Genomic DNA, 17,263 nt, shown 5'->3' on the forward strand with positions numbered 1-17,263 from the left:
TTAGCGCTTGATGCGTTGGCAGTTCGCCGGCACCACGCAGGTGCCCGACGCCCGGCAGACCATGATGGGCGCGGCCAGCAGGTCGGCGGCCGAGGCCTGATCTGCAATGCCAGCAGACTGGATCACCTTGCGGGCCTCGAACACCATCTTGCGCGAGGTCTGGCCCATGGCCACGATGCGGCCGCTGGCCTCGATGTAGTCCCCGGCATGCACCGGCGCCAGAAACTCGACGCTGTCGTAGGCCACGAACAAGCCCTCATCGCCATCGCTGCGGATCAGCAGCTCGGTGGCGACGTCGCCGAACAGTTGCAGCATCTTGGCGCCATCAACCAGGTCGCCGGCGTAGTGGGCGTCGTGCGCGCTGATGCGCAGACGGATCAGACTGCTGATTTCGGGGGCTGTGGTCATTTCAGTTCTCCAGGGGCAGGCGCCAAAGGCGCCACAGGGGTGCCTCGTCTATTTATCCATTCGTGGATGGCAAAGGATGCCACATCCTCGGCGTAGGTCTTGCTGCCGAAGCCCGCGTCGTAGCCCAGTTCCTTGGCCAGTTCGTGGCTGATGCGCGGTCCGCCGACGATCAGGATCACCCGGTCGCGCAGTCCCTCGGCCTCCAGCAGGTCGCACAGCTTGGTCAGATTGTCGAGGTGGATGTTCTTTTGCGTCACCACTTGCGAGACCAGGATGACGTCGGCTTGCTCCTCGATGGCGCGCGCCACCAGGTCTTCCGAGTCGACCTGGGCCCCCAGATTGATGGCCCGCATCTGGTGGTAGCTCTCCAGGCCCTTGTGGCCGTTGAAGCCCTTCATGTTCATGATGGCGTCTATGCCCACCGTATGGGCGTCGGTCTCTATGGTGGCGCCGATGACCACCATGCGGCGGCCCATTTCTTCCGCAATCAACTGGTCGATGGCGTCCTTGTCCAGCACTTCATAGTCCGGCTTGGCGACCAGCAAAGTGGACAGATCAATCTGGTGTTTGCATTGCCCGTAGAGCACAAAAAAGCTGAATCCCTGGCCCATGTCCTCGGCGTGCACCACGGCCGGCTCCTCCAGACCCATCTGCGCCGCCAGCCGCTTGGCACCTTCCTTGGCGGTTTCATCCAGGGGCACCGGCAGCGTGAACGAAAGCTGTACGCGGCCGTCGTTCAGGGTGTCCCCGTAGGGTTTTACCCATTGTTCGGGCCGTTCGAATTCAGACATTGGAAGCTCCTTCCAACATCAGTTGCGGGAACGGGTTGTAGTAGTCATCGGCTTTTTGCAGCACGCCGTCCAGCCCCTTGCCGCCGGTGGGTGTGCGCGAGATCTCGGCAAACATGCCCTTTCCGATCGCCGCCGCCAGTCCCATGCGCTCGATCTCGGCCAGCATCTGTTCGGTCTGCGTCAGCACGTATTGCGCCCGCTGTTCGATCTGGCCGCCGCGTTTGAACTCGATCTCGCTGTGCAAGTCCTTCATGGTGCTGAAGACGTACCTGGCGTTCTGGATCGCCAGGAAGCGGTCCTGGATGAACGGCGTATGGATCGCCTCGGTCATCATGCCCAGCAGGTGGATGTTCTGCTGCGTGACGCAGCTGGCGACGTTGAACAGCGCGTCCTGCACCTGGCCCTTGAAGATGTTGCCGGTCATGTGCTTGGTCGGCGGCATGTACTTGAGCGTCGCCTGCGGAAAGACCTGGCGCGCCAGTTGCGCATGCGCCAGTTCCCACAGGAAACCATTTTCCATGCCGGGGTCGATCTCGAAGGCGTGGCCCAGGCCCATCTGCTCCGGTTTCAGTCCCGACAGGTAAGCGAACTGTTCGTTGATCAGCTGCGAGGCCAGCACCGTGTGCGCCGCCTCATAGGCGTCGGCGGTGGTCAGGTAGTTGTCTTCGCCGGTGTTGATGATGATGCCGGCAAAGGCGTTGACCATGCGCGAGAAGAACTGGTCGATGAAGGTGCGCTGCATGTTGATGTCGCGAAAGATGATGCCGTACATCGAGTCGTTGAGCATCACGTCGAGCCGCTCCATGGCGCCCATGGCGGCGATTTCCGGCATGCACAGGCCCGAGCAGTAATTGGTCAGCCGGATGTAGCGGCCGACTTTGGCGCCGACCTGGTCCAGTGCGGCGCGCATCAGGCGGAAGTTCTCCTGCGTCGCGTAGGTGCCGCCGAAGCCCTCCGTGGTGGCGCCGTAAGGTACATAGTCCAGCAGGCTTTGGCCGGTGGAGCGAATCACCGCAATGATGTCGGCGCCCTGTTCGGCGGCGGCGCGCGCCTGCACCACATCCTCATGGATGTTGCCGGTGGCGACGATCAGGTAGAGCCAGGGAAAGCGGCCCTGGCCCAATGACTTGAGTTGGGCAGCGCGCTGGGCGCGCTGGGCGGCGATCTGCTGGCAACTGGCGTGGGCCAGCGCTTGTGCCGTGCCGCGGGCGGCGGTTTCATCTTTGGCGCGGGTCAGTGTCAGTGTTCCGCCCGCCACCGCCTCGGCCACCTGCTGCGCGGTCCAGCCCCTGTCCTGCATTGCCTGGACCAGCGCCGTAGTGGCACCGTGCTGCAGGATCTTCTGTTCCTGCAAGTGAGCGATGACACGGTTCGGCAGCGGCACCCCCATTTCATCCACGCCATCGATGCCCAGCAGGCGCAAGGTGGCGCGCTCCACGGTGGTGGTGGTGAACTGGCTCATCTCATCGAACACCTGACGCGCAATACGCCGCGCCGAGTCGCGCGCGCGCTCGATCTGGGCCTGGTCCAACAGCAACTGACTCATCTGATTTCTTTCAATGGAGTGCGGACTGAGCTGTCCGGCACGGTCTTGTTTTCTTCCCATACGACGTCGCTGACCGCATGGCCCGCAAACGCCTGGCGTGCCGCCACCAGAAACTGTTCCGCCGCGAAGCTGGCTCCCAGCGGGGAGCAGGGGTTGAGGGTGATGCCGACGATGTGGATGCCGCGCCAGGCCAGCAACCGGCCCCCCAGTTTCTGGAAGGCGAGCAGATCGGCATGTTCGATGAACAGCTTGCTGCCGTCGGCCACCACCACCGTCAGGCCCGGATGACGCGTTGCCAGAATCCGCAGGGCCTGCCAAAGCACGCGCCCGACGGCGCCGCTGAGCGCGATGGTGCCGAGTTCGGCATCGGCATGTTGCAGCAGCGTCGCGGCGGCGCTGAGGGTGGCGATGGGGCGGTGCAACAGCAGTTCGCCCTGCCGGTTCCAGAGCGCCACGCCAGCGCTGGCAAAGAGCGGCGCGCAGCGAGCCCGCGTTGCCTCGTCCGCCGGCGCAATGCCCAGGATGGCGAGCCGGTTGCGCGTCTTTCGAATCACGTCCAGCATGCCGCCACCGATGGCGGCGCCGGTGGCCAGGACTACGCCATCGGCTATGGCCGGCGAGGCATGGTGGCTGCGCCCCAGCGCTCCGTCCAGCAGCACCAGGGCCGCGCCGCATTGCTGCAGTTGGCTGATGACTTTGCGCTGATCGGTGCCATGGCAGGCACCGGCGATTTCCATTTCGCCGCGGTCCAGCACCTTGACGATGACGATCTCGCCCATGGCGCTGGCGATGCCGGTCGAGGCCAGCCGCTGGCAGCGCACTTTGGCGCGAGCCAAGGTGGCGCTGGCGGTGGCGACCAGGGTTCCCGGCCAGACCCGGATCGGTGGTTTGGGAATGAAGAAGACCTGATCGCGGTCTTCGCCGTCGCGTCCGATGGAACTCACGCCGACCGTCGTCCCGGCGTTGGCGGCCAGCGCCAGCAAATGGTTCAGCGCCACGGTCTTGCCGGTGTTCTTGCTCATCCCCATGACCGAGACGGTGCTCAGCCCCTGAGTTTGAATGGAGTGCCAAAGTGGGTTTGTCACGGGGTGTCATTGCGGGCTCGACCCGCAATCCAGTTCACCGCCGTGGATGCCGGATCATGTCCGGCATGACAGCGGGAGCGCCCAGGCTATTCACACAGGCCACACAGGCGGCACTTTCGCTATGACTTGCTTCCCTAAACATAGCGCTCCTGGAACAACTGGCGCAGTGTCACGCTCTCGCGCAGCAAAGCCAGCGCGAATTCCGCGTGGCCTCTGGCATAGCCGTTGCCGACGATCATTTCCACGTCCTTGCCGACGCCTTCGGCACCCAGTGCGGCGGCCGTGAAACTGGTGGCCATGGAGAAGAAATAGATTTTTCCGCCTTCGCGCGTGCTCAGGATGCTGCCCATCTCGGTGTTCGGGATGTTGACGCAGTTGATCACCACATCGGCCATCCGGCCCTGCGTGACGGCGGCAACCGCCTGCATCAAGGCCAAGGCGTCGGTGGCATCGACCTGCAGAGCGTGGTCGACCCAGCCCAGCGCTTTCATGCGCTGGCAATCCTGCTCGAACGGTGAGGCGCCGATGACGCAGCCGCTTGGCCCGGCGTGTTTGCGGGCCTCAAAAATGCACAACGTGCCGGACTTGCCGCCACCGCCGATCACCAGCACCGTGTCACCGGGCTGCACCAGACGGGCGGTTTGCGCCGGTGCGCCGGCAACGTCCAGAATGGCCAGCGCCAGGTTCTCGGGAATGTCCGGCGGCAGTTTGGCGTAGAGACCGGTTTCGAACAGGATGGCCCGGCCCTTGATCTCGATCCGATCCTGGTGCAGCTGAACCTTGCTGATCCGATCGATGCGCAAGGGGGTGAGCGACAGCGACACCAGCGTGGCGATCTTGTCGCCGACCCGGAGGTCGCATTTCGTCGCCAGTGCCGGGCCGATCTCCAGCACCGTGCCGATCAGCATGCCGCCGGAGCCGGTCACCGGGTTGTGCATCTTGCCGCGCCGCGCCACGATGTCCAGCACGATTTCCGCGACCCTGGCCGCGTCCCCGTTCGCCTCCTGCTTGATCTGCGTGAAGCTGGCGGCGTCGATGTTGAGCGCCGCGACGTCGATCAAAACTTCGTTGTCGAAAATTTCCATCGTGTTGTCGATCTTCCAGGCGCCCTGCGGCAGCACGCCCTGCGGTTCCAGCACGCGGTGCGTGCCGTAGGGGGATCCTTGTTTCATGGTGTCTCGATGTTACGGCCGGTTCCGGTCATTTTTAGCCAATGCGCACGGGTCGCCCGCCTTCAATTGCTTTGCGTCGGCAGGCTGAAGTCCTGGCCTAGGCCCGGCATCTCCACCGTCATGCCTTTGTAGTTGCGGCATTTGATGGTGGTGCCGCTACCGTCCGGCAGCACTTCCTCGCGCACATAACTGGGAATGATGGGCAACTTGCCCAGGCCGCCCATGCCGTCGACGATGAAGGTCGGCACCGCCGGCCCGCTGATCCAGCCGCGCAGGCCTTCGTAGAGTTCCAGCATGCGCCGGTGCGGCACGATGAAGTGGTGCGCGCCTTCCACCATGTCGGTCGAATAGACGTAGTAGGGGCGCACGCCCATCTCGATGCTCTGCATGAACAGTTCGCGCATCACCTCGACACTGTCGTTGATGCCTTTCAGGCAGACCGTCTGCAGACCCATCATGACACCGGCCTTCTGGATCAGCTTGACGCGCTGGCGCAGCAACGGCGTGATTTCCTTGGGATGGTCGATGTGGATATTGAGCATTTGCACCCGGTGCTTTTCCAGCACGGCACACAACTCCGGCGTGACGCGGGTTGGCAACTGCACCACCATGCGCGAACCGATGCGCAGGAAGCGCACGTGCGGGGCGCGCCGGCGCAGCTCGCCCAGGATGTAATCGAGACGCTCGTCGGTGAAGGTCAGCGGGTCGCCGCCGGACAGCAGCACGTCGTCGATATTCTTGTTGCCGGCAATGTAGGCGATCGAGGCCTCGATCTGGTCCTTGGCGACCGAACCGGCCGGCTGCGAGACCATGCGCTTGCGGGTACAGAAGCGGCACAGCGTGGCGCAGGTGTTGGAAACCAGAAACAGCACGCGGCGCGGATAGCGGTGCACCACGCTGGTTCCGGGGATGGTGTCGCCTTCCTCGCCCAGTTCGTCCAGCGAGGTGGCAAAGCCGGCTTTGCTTTCTTCATGGTGCGAGGGCAGGTACTGCATGCGGATCGGGCAGTTGGGGTCGTCGCGGTCCATCAGCTTGGCCATGTAGGGCGTGATCGAGACGGCGAACTTGTTGTAAACGGTTTCGTTGACGTTTTCGATTCTGTTCAGTACGCCGCTGAGTTCCCCGTGGTGGGTGTAGCGGCGGGCAAACTGCTTTTGCCAGGATTCCGCTTCCGGGTCGTAGGCGTCCAGGGCCTCGCGCGTCAGCAGTTTCCTGGCCGGATTGAAGTCGACTTTTTGCAGCATTTGATTTCCCCAGGGGCGGTGTGGTCGAGGTCAAGTTTAGGAACCGGTGCGGCCGACGGAAATTGGCAAACTGACTGAATTTGCATGTCAATTTAAGTCACAATGCTGGTCTTTGATGCAAATTGCCTGACACGCCCATGGCCACCTCTCTGGACACCCTGGATCGCCAACTGATAGCGCTGCTCAAGGTCAACGCCCGCCTGCCGGTGGTGCGCCTGGCCAAGGCGCTGGGCTGCTCGCGCAGCACGGTCCAGTTGCGGCTGAAAGCGCTGGAAGACGGCGGCATCATCACCGGCTACACGGTCGGTGTGACGCGGGCCCGCTCGGCGCCCGACATCCGCGCCATGGTGTTGATTTCGATCGAGTCGAAAATGGAGCCCGAGGTGGTGCGGGCGCTCTCCAAACGCCACGAAATCTTCAAGCTGTATTCGGTCAGCGGCCGCTACGATCTGTGCGCCATGCTGTCGACCGAATCGACACACGAACTCGATGCCGTGCTGGACCGGGTCCGCGCCGTCAAGGGCGTGGTCGATACCTTCTCGACCATCCTGTTGTCGACCAAGCTGGAGCGCCCGGAGTAAGCTTTCGGTCACCGCGATCAGGCCCGACTGTCGAATAAATGGCTATAAATTCACACTTATTTGGCGAGTAATTCGCTGATTAAGGCGAGATCATAGCGATCTATATCAATTTGCCGGAGATCAACTTGCGCCTGCCTATTCCCTACCGTCCCGAAGCCGAAGTCGTCTCCAGGTGCCTTGGCTCCCTCGCACACGCCCTGGACTGGGCCGCCGCCGCCCGGGTCGCGACACCCTGGGTGCAGGCCGTGCGCAGCAACCCGCCGCCGTTCTGGGCGCTGGAGAGCCTGCTCCAGGAGTACCCCATCTCCAGCGCCGAGGGCCTGGCCTTGATGCGTCTGGCCGAAGCCTTGCTGCGCGTGCCCGATGCCGAGACCGCCATTGCCCTTACCGCCGATCAACTGGGGCGGGCCGACTTCCACAGTGCCGGCGACAAGACGCTGGCGCGCCTGTCCAGCACGGCGATTGCGATGAGCAAGAAGTTTTTGCCCGACAGCGAAGCGCCGACCGGCCTGTTTGCCAAGTTGGGGGCGCGCTCGGTGGTGGCCGCGACCCTGCGCGCCGTGCAGTTGCTGGGGCGCCAGTTCGTGCTCGGTCAGACCATGGCCGAGGCGATGGACGAAGCCGCCAGCGCCAAGCGCAAGATGAACAACCTGCGCTACAGCTATGACATGCTGGGCGAGGGGGCGCGGACCACGGCCGATGCCCTCAAATACCTGAGCAGCTACCAGAACGCCATTGCGGCCATCGCCGCCAACAGCGACAAGAGCGTGGCCTGCGAGTCCAATGACGGCATCTCGATCAAGCTCAGCGCACTGCATCCGCGCTACGAGGACGCGCAAATGGAGCGCGTGCTGGCGGAGCTGGTGCCGCGCGTCTGGGGGCTGTGCCAGCAGGCGGCGCGCGCCAACATCAACTTGACGATGGACTCGGAAGAAGTCGACCGGCTGGAGTTGTCGCTGGTCGTGTTCGAGGCGCTGGTGGCCCAGGTGGCACAACACTTTCCGGCGTGGGGCGGCTTTGGCCTGGCGATGCAGACCTACCAGACGCGCTCGCTGGAACTGATAGACCACGTGATCGCCCTGGCGCGGCGCCACAAGATCCGCTTGATGTGCCGCCTGGTCAAGGGCGCTTACTGGGACGCCGAGATCAAGCGCGCGCAAGAGTTGGGCCTCTGCGCCTACCCGGTGTTCACCCACAAGCACCACACCGACGTTGCCTACCTGGCCTGCGCCAGCCGCCTGCTGGACGCGCCCGATGCGATCTACCCGCAATTCGCCACGCACAATGCCGGCACCATTGCCGCCATCGTGCAAATGGGTGCCAAGAGCGGCGCACCGTTCGAGTTGCAGCGCCTGCACGGCATGGCCGAGGGGGTCTACCGCGAAGTCCTGAAGAACCCCTTGCTGGCCTGCCGCGTCTACGCCCCGGTCGGCGCTCACAAGGATTTGCTGGCCTACCTGGTGCGCCGCCTGCTGGAAAACGGCGCCAACTCGTCCTTCGTGCACCAACTGGCCGACGCGTCGGTGGACACGCACGATTTGCTGATTTCCCCGCTGCGTCTGGAGCCCGACTCGTCGTTGCCGCTGCCGCCCAAGCTGTTCGGTGCCGCGCGCCAAAACAGCGCCGGACTCGATCTGACGGTAGAGCCCATGCGCGCTCCCCTGCTGAGCGCTTACCAGACGGTGCCGGTGCCAACGGTTCCCGCCTTCGACACCGCCTTGCTGGGCAGCGTCATGGCGACCAGCGCCGATGGTTACAAAACCTGGCGCAAGACAGCGGTGAACGAGCGCGCCGCCATGCTGCGCCGTGCCGCTGACGCGCTGGAAAACCAGTTGCCCCAATTCAGTGCCTTGTTGGTCAAGGAAGCGTTCAAGACCTGGGGTGACGCGGTCTCCGAAGTGCGCGAGGCGGTCGACTTCATGCGTTACTACGCTCACGAGGCCCAGCGCATCATGGCGCCCATCGCGCTGCCGGGGCAGTCCGACGGCGTGACGCTTGGCGTCACCGGCGAATCGAACGAGTTGCGCCTGATAGCGCGCGGCCCCTGGGTTTGCATCAGCCCCTGGAACTTCCCGCTGGCCATTTTTGTCGGGCAAGTGGCGGCGGCCCTGGTCACCGGCAACAGCGTGCTGGCCAAACCGGCCGAGCAAACCCCAGGCGTGGCGCTGGAAGCGGTGAAATTGCTGCACGCGGCCGGCGTGCCCGAAGGCGTGCTGCAACTGCTGCACGGCCCGGGCGAAACAGTGGGTGCCGCGCTGGTGGCGGCTCCCGGTGTCGCCGGCGTGGTCTTCACCGGCTCCACCGCGGTCGCCAAAATCATCCAGCGTGCGCTGGCCGCCAAGGACGGCGCCATCGTGCCGCTGATTGCCGAGACCGGCGGCATCAACGCCATGCTGGTGGACAGCACGGCGCTGCCCGAGCAGGTCAGCGACGCCGTCATGCAATCGGCTTTTCGCAGCGCCGGCCAGCGTTGCTCGGCGCTGCGCCTGCTGTGCCTGCACGCCGAAATTGCCGACCACGTGATCGAGATGATCCGCGGCGCCGCCCAGGAACTGGTCAGCGGCGACCCGGCCGACCTGGCGACCGACGTCGGCCCGGTGATCGACCGGGAAGCTTTTGACGGCATCGGGCAACAGCTGCTGCGTTTGCGCAAGGAGGCCAGACCGCTGCTGGCTGCCGGCAATGCTGCGGTGGCGGCCACCGGGCCAGTCCCCAATCTGATCCCGCCGCAAGCCTTCGAGATCAACGCTATCGCCGACATGCGGCAGGAGATCTTCGGCCCGGTGCTGCACATCGTGCGCTGGAGCGGCGACCCGATGGCGGTGATCGAGCAGATCAACGCGCTGGGCTATGGCCTGACGCTGGGCATCCAGAGCCGCATCGACAGCCGCGCCCAGGCACTGGCGCGCCAAGCCCACATCGGCAATGTCTACATCAACCGCAACCAGATCGGCGCTGTCGTGGGCGTGCAGCCGTTCGGCGGCGAAGGCCTGTCGGGCACCGGCCCGAAAGCCGGTGGCCCGCACTACCTGTACCGCTTCTGCGCCGAGCAGACCATCACCGTCAACACCACGGCGGCAGGGGGCAACGCGGCGCTGCTGGCGGGGTGAACTGGCTTTAGAGCACGTCGGTTACCGCCGATTGTCCTGCAATTGAAGGTGTATCAAGTTGCGGTCCGCACGGCTGTTTTGAGCCGATACTTGTCCAACTGGTCTGCAAGGTTTTCTAGTCCCTTACGTTCTTCCCTGGCCAACGTGAGCAGCGTCCTGTTTCCTGGCTCTGTCCTGAGAATCCGCAATACGTCGAATATCGCGTCTAGGGCTTTGCGGTTGAACTTTTCTTGAATAGATGCGTCTTCAAAATCCTTTGGGAGAGTTTTGGGGTCCAGGCGTGCTTGCCCGGCGCGTTTCATTGTTGCTCTGAGTACACTGATTGAACCTCTGACCCAGGCGACGCTTGTATTGTTGCTGACGGAGTCGAATTCTTCTAGAAGTTGGAAGATCTGTATGGGGCCACCGTTTTGGATGGCAATTTCCAGTGCCTTCTCAATCACAACAGTTTTTGGGTCGGAACTGGGGTCACAGGCCAGCGTCAGTGCTCTTTCCAAGTGCCTTTTCTCAACCAATCTTAGCGTCGCAGGGTTTCTTAACAAGGTTGCCAGTTCCGTTGTGGTATACCAAATCCGCAAAAAATCGACAAACAGACTGATCGGTTCACCGCGCTGCTTCTTCACCTCCATGCACAGTCGCATAAGCGGCTCGCAGAGTTCGTAATAGCTCTCGCGTCCTTGCTCGATGGAGCGCACATAGCGCTTCTCCTTGAGTTGCTTGAGCTGGCTGGAGCAAGTCTGTTGCGTGATGAAGCAGGACTTGGCAATTTGCTTGACCGGCGCGGCACCCCGGTAGTTCACCAAGTACTCAACGATCTTACGTTGCTGGCCCGACAGCTCTTTCATGCGTGCCTGGTAGTAGGGCGTCAACTCATCCAGGGTGTGCATGAAAGCCGGGACCAGCTCATCCAATGCTTCCCGGCTCAAAAATTGGGCGAAGATGATGTAGATGCGGGGGTTGCCCTCGGCAAGGTGGTGCACGGCTCTGATACGGGCGCGGCCCTCTGGTGCGTCAATGAAGGCGGCCAGATTTGCGTCGCCCCGCTCCACGGCAATTTTTCCCAGCAGGCTGACGACGTCTTCAAACTCCAATTCCTTCAGTGGCTCAATATCAAAGAAGCCATAGAAAGCGGACTTGTGCAAACTCACGCCCGCAAACAGGGACGGCGTTGTGCCCACCAGCACCATATTGTTGTGGTTCTGAATGAAGGCGCGCCAAGCCTTTTGGCCTTGGTCACCGAGTTGCTCGAAGAGGTCGTCCAAGTTTTCCAGTAAAACGATAAGGCGTTTTCTGCCCAGCACATCCAGCAAGATGGACTCCGCCAGTTTTTCCGCCTCTTTCAGAGGCAGTTCATAGAGCGGACTGGTGCGTTCATCGATTTCTAGTTGGGGATAGCTGGCGTCCAGCGTGCGCAAGATGCGCAGCACGAGTTCAAAAAAACTCGTCACACCCCACTCCTCTTCGCGCATCCAGGCGATCAGGGTTTTGGCGTTGGCTTCCTTGCTCTTTGTCAAGCGGTGGTGCAGCAGAGAGATCAGGTGGGTTTTGCCGATGCCCCTGGGTCCGACAAACAAGGTGTGATGGCTGCTGCCGGTGCGAAGGCTCTCGATCACGTTGTCCAGGCAGCGGGTAAGGAGGGGTTCGCGCTGCACCAACATGGTTTCCAGAGTTTCCGGGGCCATCAAGCTGGGTGTGAAATGCGACAGATACAGAGTCTTCTGGGTCAGTGTGGGGATGCTGGTCTTGGCTCTTGTTGAGGTACTCATTCGTCAGCTCCAGTCAGGGTGATCGCAAGACTGCGATGCCACACCCACCAACGCTTGACGACAGTGAACTTGAAGCCAAACTCGCCATTCGCATGGCGCAAAAAATAATGGTCGCGTTCCAGTAGGCGCAACAGTTCCATCCACTGCTGCTGCTCAACCAGGGGATAGGCAGCTCTGGCGCGTTTGACAGTTTCGGCGATTGACTGTGGGCCTGCGCTGGACGCCACAACATCGAGCAGGGCCAGACACTTGGCACGCTGTTTTCCGTAGTAGGCCAGGGTCCGCTCCTCATAGTGCTGTAAATCCCAAGGGTTGTCGCTGGAGTGAATGCCATGGCTGATCACTGCGTTCACAGTTTGCATATCGACAGCTTGCCCCCACGATGCCGGGTTTTTCAGCAGCGCTGAGACGACGTGGTGGATGTAAAAAGGAATGCAGTCCAACGCACTGGCAGTCTCCTCAAAGAGGTCTTGCGCTGCTGCTGTCAGGCTGTTGTCGGTGAACAGGCGTTGCACCAGCGCAGTCGCGTCGACCAGCGCGAGCGGCCCCACTTCGATCGATAGCATGTCGTTTACAGGCGTGTTGTTGTAGCCCTGTTCCTTGAGATCCCGCACAATGTGGTGCAAGCCCAGTGAACCCGTGAACACCATGCGGATTTTGTTCGCATGCTGCTGTCGCAGGGCGCGCAAGGTGTCCAGCAATTCCATGGCTTCTTGGGGGTTTGTCTTGGCAATGATCTCCAACATCCAGGGTAGTTCGTCCCACAGGAAGACAACCCGCTCGATGGCGCTGATATCGTCAAGATGCGCAATGGCATCTTCTAGCACCTGCTTCCATTGCCTGGCTGCAAAATTGGGCAATTTGATGGGGCCAATTTGTGTGCCACCCAGCTGTTCTCCCAGTCCTTGCAACCAGTTTCGGAAATTGGTTTTGGTTTCCAGGTGCGGGTAGATGTCTGCCATGACGTAATGCACAAACTCGGGCGCACTGCGAATGGCGCCAATGTCGCGTTTGATGACGGCCCAGTTGGCTGGCGCGGTGGCTTTAAATTTTTCGAGGACGTGGGTTTTGCCTGTTCGCCTCTCCGCCGTAAGCAAAATGCTTTGCTGGTCAAGAGTTGATTGCAAGTAAGCAACGACTGACTCACGTCCGACGATGTCGTCGAGCTGAAGAATGCCACCTGGATTCGGTTTCATAGTGCGACGGCTTTGATATACGGAAGTGTCATTGTACGTGTATTTCAACGTACGTCAATAACAACGTATTTGTTTCCGATGCCACAATCCTCCCACAACTACTCACGCGCCAATTGGGGGATAGGCAGCGGGGGATTCATGTTCCCTTCCGGGCCGGTTGCGAATGAAATTAACCGGGTAGGGCGACTGGATAGAGTGTTTTGTGGTGCTTTATTTTTCTATCCGCGAGGCGCTATTGCCTTGAGGGCCGTAGCGTCTGTTTTACGGCGTGAAGCGCAGCTGGTAGTCTTTCGCGAAGTCGGCACAGGCCGCCATCATCCGGTCTCTTTGCCGCGCCACATCGGAAGGTTTGCTGCAAGTGAATTTGGCTTCGTCGCGGCCATAGCGGTACAACGTTTCGGAGACGCGCCTGGCATCTTCGGCCGTGGCCGGAGCGACCGGGCGCAGTGCCGGATAACTGGTGGCGCGGCGGTAATTTGTCCAGCGTGCCAACCGGTTCGCCAGCGCCTTGGAGCGGCGAATGGTTCTGACCAGTGGCCGGTCCATCACCAGGGGCGCGAAGGGGCGCTGCACCGTGTCCAGCCAGTCTTTCCATTTGAAATCGTTGAAGCGATGCGCCAGCACGCAGGCGGACCAGGGAATACCCATGGCGTCGGCGCAGACCGCGCCGTGCAGCGATTCGGACAGGATGCGCGAACAAGCGCGCATTTGTGCCGTGACCGCGGCCGGTGCCTGCCTCGGATTGATGGCGACCATGCCGGCGTCGGCCGCCACGTCGGCCCAGTCGTAGCTGTCCCAGGTGGCGTAGTGCGGTATCAGCCCGATGGCCCCCTGTCCGTCAGCACCGGCTTGCAGCTCGCGCCAGAGCCAGGCCGGGTCACCCAGCGCGAGTTCCTTGGAGAGTTTGAATTCGCGCGCCGAACGCGGGCCGCGGACCCAGCGGAAATCCCAGTTGGGGTCGGACAGGGCGCTGTTGGCCTCCCCGATGCCACTGCCCAGCACCACCTTTTTCTTGCGCTTGTCGTGCCGGCCGTCGAGCAGGGTGCCGACGCCGTAGAAGACGGTTCTTCCCTGCAGCTTGGCCAGATCGGGAAACAGGCTGGGCCAGATCAGGGCATTCAGATCGTCGCCGAAATTGCCACCGGCAATGTGACAGTATTTCAAGACCATGGCTTACCTCCCTGGGTCGGCGGGGCCACGTTGGCACGGGCCGCAAAATGAACAGCGTGTTTTCTTGTTGTTAACTGCATGCCGCCAGTGTCAAAAGGCGACGTTGCGCTCAGGTGTCCGGTCTATAAAGCCGGGGTAAAGATTGAAATTGGTAGAAGCCGAAGCGCCAGTCGGGCCTTCGGTCGCCAACAGCGCTCAGAACAGACCAGAGGCAATATTGATGGTCAGTGCGACCAGGGTGGTGTTGAAGAAGAATGCCAGCACGCAGTGCACCGTCCCGGTTCTGCGCATCTTGCGGCTGGTGAAGCTGACATCGGCGGTTTGCCCCGAGGTGCCGATGACGCTGGCGAAATACAGGAAGTCGCCGTAGTCCGGCCGGTGGCCGCCCGGAAAGTCCAGCCCGCCGTGCTCGCCATGAATTTCCGTGGCGTAATAGTCATGCGCATAGTGCAAGGCAAACATCACTTGCGTGAAGGCCCAGGATGACACAATGGTGAGCGCCGCCAGCGCCATGTGCAGATAGCGCAGCGAGCCCTGCATATTCTTCACCACGGCCAGTTCGGCCACGATGGCCCCCAGGCACATCAGCGCTGCGCTGACCACCAGCACCAGCACCAGAATCCGGCCTTCGTCCTGTTGCAGGGCGCGCACGCGCATCCTCTCGTGCGTCGACCAGAACATCATGCGGGCCGCCAGCAGCAGGTACAGACAGGCACCTACGTTCCAGCCGATGATGGCTTTTGTAATTGTTTGTTGCGCCAGCGCCGGCGGCAGCAGCCATGCCGTTGCCAGGCCAATGACGAGACACAGCAGAAGTCGGGGACGAGCCAGCACCAGACGCACCAGCAAGGGTTTCGACTGGTGCGGATGAACAGGGGTTTGTGGCATGGCGTGGTCCAGGGGTGGCGGGTTTGGCGCTATCGTACACACTGCCGCGGGGCCGGTTTCCGGCGCAACCGGTGCTTACATATTTGGCACAAAGGTTTTACATTTACCCCTCAGAATCGCGCCTCAAGACGTCAACCAACCTGAGGAACGAAATGAAATACCACCATCTTGTTTGGGCCGTTTCCGCGAGTCTGCTGCTGGCGCTGGCCGGCTGCGGCGGCGGTTCTTCCGTCGCTGTCGACGCCACCCCGTCCGGTGCCAATCCCGGCGCCACCTCTTCCGGCGTGATCACCGCCTTTGGCAGCGTGTTCGTCAATGGCCATGAGTTCTCCACCGTCAACGCCAGAGTCATGGACGACGACAGCGGCAATGCAGTGAGCTCGACCGTCGGGCTTGAAGTCGGCATGGTGGTGGATGTCAAGCCCGCCATGGCCAGCTCCACCAGCCACCCCGAGGCCAGCGAATTGCATGTGCACCCGCTGGCGCGGGGTTACGTCGATAGCTCGGACAGCGCGGCTGGCACCCTGACCGTGATGGGCCAACGGGTACAGCTCACGTCCGCCACCAATTTCAGCGATCACCGTGCCTGTGTTGCCGCCACCCTCAATCCGTGCAGCGCCGTCACCGGCCAGTCCGGACTGCTGGCCACCAGCGGCGCCGGTGTCAGCGCCGTGGCCGGCAGTTACGTCACGGTGCATGGCTACCTGTTCGGCACCACGCCCGGCACAGCCAACATCGTCGCCACCCTGGTCGCGCTGGCCGACGCACCGGCCAGCGGCGCGTCGGATGTCAATTTCAAGGCCGAAGGCGTGGTCACGGCGACCGCCAGCTCCGCCCTCACCATCGGGGGCTTGAGTGTCAATCTGTCGAACGCGGTGTGCCGCGTGGCCGGCGTTGCCAGCGACTGTTCCAGTGCCTTCAGCAGCGGGCAAGTGGTGGCCGTCATGGCCGCGCTGGCGCCCAGCCTGCCGGCCACGACGTTCATGGCCGAGAAGGCGCGCAAGGGATCCAAACTGGCCGTTGACGCAGTCGGCGCGACGGTTGAAGTCGAAGGCAGTGTCGCCAGTGTCAGCACTGCGCCCGCGGCGTTCGTCGTGCGGGGCATGAAGATCGACGCCTCTGCCCTGCCGGCCGGCAGCAGCCTGCCGGCCGTGGGTGACATCGTGCGCGTCGTCGGCACGCTGGCCAGTGGCGGCCAGTCGGTCACTGCCAGCAGCGTGACGCTGCTGCATGCGGCGGCCAGCGCCAGCGTCGGCCTGGAGGGCGATGCCAGCGCCGTGGCGGCCGGAGCCAGCGCCAACAGCTACCTGCTGACGCTGCTGGGCCAGCCGGTTGCCGTGACGGCGCAGACCCGGCTGGCGGATCGCTCGACGCGGGACTGGGACCACCGTGATCCGGCCAGCAACCCGTTCAACATCAGCACCTTCCAGACCTATCTGGCGGCCAGCCCATCGCAGCACCTGATGGTGCGCGCGCAGTCCGACGCCAGCGGCAAGCTGAGCGCGCTGTCGGTCACCATCGTGCCGGCTTCCAGCCTGACCGGCGTCGCCGGCGTGGTCGATGCGACACCGGCCCCGGTCAACAGTGCCGCCACCGGCAGCGCCAGCACGTTTTCGATCCATGGCATTGCCGTCAGCGCCGATCCGGTGGCCATTTTCCGGCCCCGCGGCAATGCCATGCAAAGCGTCGCGGCGGGCGATGAAGTGCTGGCACTGGGGACTTTTGCCGCTGGCCAGCTGAGCGTTGCGGCAGCGGCCAGCCGGAGCAACCTGGTGCTTGATTTTGGCGTGCCAACGCGGCGCGATCATGACCGCTTCTGAGCGCGGCAGGGGTTCACATGAAGGTCCATGAAATGCCGCTGCCGCCCACTGCGCCGGCGTCCGAGACGGCGCTGGCGCAACTGGTGGCTGAAGTCTATGAGACGGCACCCCCAGCCGAGCGCAGCCGCCTGCTGGAGCATCTGCTGCGGCCCTTGGGCGTGCTGGCGCTGGTGGTGATCGCCGATGGCATCTTCGCGAAAATCAGGTTTCGCGGCGGCTGGCCGGATCTGCGGGTTCGCTTCGAAGACGCGCAGCACGTGCGGGCCAGTCATGTCGTCGCCCTGGTTGAGCGGGTCCAGCAAGTCAGCGTCGAATCGCTGGACGGCCTGGCCCAGCTACTGCTGGCCTCGCCCATGATGACCAGCTCGGCCGCTGCCGTGTTGCTGGTAAGCGTGCTGCTGCAGCGCGCCAGAAACCGGGGCGCCGTTGATTGAGAGACAGGCAGTTGGGAGAAGCTGGCCCGCGCCGGGCCTATTGGCTCCTACA

14 protein-coding genes are annotated in these 17,263 nt (G+C 62.7%); 4 read left to right on the top strand and 10 right to left on the bottom strand.

The window, feature by feature from the left end; all coding sequences use genetic code 11:
* The 6 genes from PHS32_RS05660 to PHS32_RS05685 all read right to left on the bottom strand — a co-directional run bounded on the left by PHS32_RS05660 (window position 1) and on the right by PHS32_RS05685 (window position 6,246).
* Window positions 1-408, bottom strand: a complete 408-nt coding sequence (locus PHS32_RS05660) for a hotdog domain-containing protein (RefSeq protein ID WP_301077907.1) — start codon at window positions 406-408, stop codon at window positions 1-3.
* The gene (locus PHS32_RS05665; RefSeq protein ID WP_301077908.1) at window positions 405-1,199 is read right to left on the bottom strand and encodes an OAM dimerization domain-containing protein; all 795 of its coding nucleotides are present in this window, start codon (window positions 1,197-1,199) and stop codon (window positions 405-407) included. The genes PHS32_RS05660 and PHS32_RS05665 overlap by 4 nt, the downstream gene beginning before the upstream one ends.
* Window positions 1,192-2,745 carry a lysine 5,6-aminomutase subunit alpha gene (locus PHS32_RS05670; RefSeq protein WP_301077909.1) on the bottom strand — a complete coding sequence of 518 codons (1,554 nt, stop codon included), beginning with the start codon at window positions 2,743-2,745 and terminating at the stop codon, window positions 1,192-1,194. The genes PHS32_RS05665 and PHS32_RS05670 overlap by 8 nt, the downstream gene beginning before the upstream one ends.
* Window positions 2,742-3,830, bottom strand: a complete 1,089-nt coding sequence (locus PHS32_RS05675; protein WP_301077910.1) for a hypothetical protein — start codon at window positions 3,828-3,830, stop codon at window positions 2,742-2,744. The genes PHS32_RS05670 and PHS32_RS05675 overlap by 4 nt, the downstream gene beginning before the upstream one ends.
* A 134-nt stretch (window positions 3,831-3,964) precedes the next feature.
* Complete coding sequence (locus tag PHS32_RS05680) at window positions 3,965-5,002, bottom strand: zinc-binding dehydrogenase (protein WP_301077911.1); 1,038 nt, start codon at window positions 5,000-5,002, stop codon at window positions 3,965-3,967.
* Between the two features lie 62 nt (window positions 5,003-5,064).
* A complete protein-coding gene (locus tag PHS32_RS05685; RefSeq protein ID WP_301077912.1) occupies window positions 5,065-6,246 on the bottom strand; it encodes a KamA family radical SAM protein in 1,182 nt (393 codons plus the stop codon).
* A 137-nt stretch (window positions 6,247-6,383) separates the two neighbouring features.
* Between PHS32_RS05685 and PHS32_RS05690 the strand changes: the two genes are divergently transcribed.
* A complete protein-coding gene (locus PHS32_RS05690; RefSeq protein WP_301077914.1) occupies window positions 6,384-6,827 on the top strand; it encodes an Lrp/AsnC family transcriptional regulator in 444 nt (147 codons plus the stop codon).
* Between the two features lie 125 nt (window positions 6,828-6,952).
* On the top strand, window positions 6,953-9,937 hold the full coding sequence (locus tag PHS32_RS05695; RefSeq protein WP_301077915.1) for an L-glutamate gamma-semialdehyde dehydrogenase: 2,985 nt from the start codon (window positions 6,953-6,955) through the stop codon (window positions 9,935-9,937).
* A gap of 53 nt (window positions 9,938-9,990) precedes the next feature.
* Here PHS32_RS05695 and PHS32_RS05700 read toward each other — a convergent pair whose 3' ends face one another.
* From PHS32_RS05700 to PHS32_RS05715, 4 genes are all read right to left on the bottom strand, one after another.
* Window positions 9,991-11,703: an AAA family ATPase gene (locus tag PHS32_RS05700; RefSeq protein WP_301077916.1), complete on the bottom strand. Its 1,713-nt coding sequence runs from the start codon at window positions 11,701-11,703 to the stop codon at window positions 9,991-9,993.
* Entirely contained in the window at window positions 11,700-12,947 is a 1,248-nt protein-coding gene (locus tag PHS32_RS05705; protein WP_301077917.1) for an AAA family ATPase, read from the bottom strand. Before PHS32_RS05705 ends, PHS32_RS05700 begins: the two co-directional genes overlap by 4 nt.
* A 213-nt stretch (window positions 12,948-13,160) precedes the next feature.
* Complete coding sequence (locus tag PHS32_RS05710; RefSeq protein WP_301077918.1) at window positions 13,161-14,069, bottom strand: polysaccharide pyruvyl transferase family protein; 909 nt, start codon at window positions 14,067-14,069, stop codon at window positions 13,161-13,163.
* Window positions 14,070-14,264: 195 nt separating this feature from the next.
* On the bottom strand, window positions 14,265-14,957 hold the full coding sequence (locus PHS32_RS05715) for a DUF1345 domain-containing protein (RefSeq protein ID WP_301077919.1): 693 nt from the start codon (window positions 14,955-14,957) through the stop codon (window positions 14,265-14,267).
* A 152-nt stretch (window positions 14,958-15,109) separates the two neighbouring features.
* Between PHS32_RS05715 and PHS32_RS05720 the strand changes: the two genes are divergently transcribed.
* Window positions 15,110-16,777: a DUF5666 domain-containing protein gene (locus tag PHS32_RS05720; protein WP_301077921.1), complete on the top strand. Its 1,668-nt coding sequence runs from the start codon at window positions 15,110-15,112 to the stop codon at window positions 16,775-16,777.
* A 17-nt stretch (window positions 16,778-16,794) separates the two neighbouring features.
* A complete protein-coding gene (locus PHS32_RS05725; RefSeq protein ID WP_301077923.1) occupies window positions 16,795-17,211 on the top strand; it encodes a hypothetical protein in 417 nt (138 codons plus the stop codon).
* The last annotated feature ends 52 nt before the right edge of the window (window positions 17,212-17,263 follow it).

Origin of the sequence: Rhodoferax sp., assembly GCF_028714215.1 — a bacterium.
GTDB lineage: Bacteria > Pseudomonadota > Gammaproteobacteria > Burkholderiales > Burkholderiaceae_C > Rhodoferax.

Coding starts and splice junctions, on each gene's coding strand:
- PHS32_RS05710 (WP_301077918.1), bottom strand. CDS start 14,069: ATGGTCTTGAAATACTGTCACATTGCCGGTGGCAATTTCGGCGACGAT.
- PHS32_RS05715 (WP_301077919.1), bottom strand. CDS start 14,957: ATGCCACAAACCCCTGTTCATCCGCACCAGTCGAAACCCTTGCTGGTG.
- PHS32_RS05700 (WP_301077916.1), bottom strand. CDS start 11,703: ATGAGTACCTCAACAAGAGCCAAGACCAGCATCCCCACACTGACCCAG.
- PHS32_RS05725 (WP_301077923.1), top strand. CDS start 16,795: ATGAAGGTCCATGAAATGCCGCTGCCGCCCACTGCGCCGGCGTCCGAG.
- PHS32_RS05660 (WP_301077907.1), bottom strand. CDS start 408: ATGACCACAGCCCCCGAAATCAGCAGTCTGATCCGTCTGCGCATCAGC.
- PHS32_RS05720 (WP_301077921.1), top strand. CDS start 15,110: ATGAAATACCACCATCTTGTTTGGGCCGTTTCCGCGAGTCTGCTGCTG.
- PHS32_RS05670 (WP_301077909.1), bottom strand. CDS start 2,745: ATGAGTCAGTTGCTGTTGGACCAGGCCCAGATCGAGCGCGCGCGCGAC.
- PHS32_RS05680 (WP_301077911.1), bottom strand. CDS start 5,002: ATGAAACAAGGATCCCCCTACGGCACGCACCGCGTGCTGGAACCGCAG.
- PHS32_RS05690 (WP_301077914.1), top strand. CDS start 6,384: ATGGCCACCTCTCTGGACACCCTGGATCGCCAACTGATAGCGCTGCTC.
- PHS32_RS05685 (WP_301077912.1), bottom strand. CDS start 6,246: ATGCTGCAAAAAGTCGACTTCAATCCGGCCAGGAAACTGCTGACGCGC.
- PHS32_RS05665 (WP_301077908.1), bottom strand. CDS start 1,199: ATGTCTGAATTCGAACGGCCCGAACAATGGGTAAAACCCTACGGGGAC.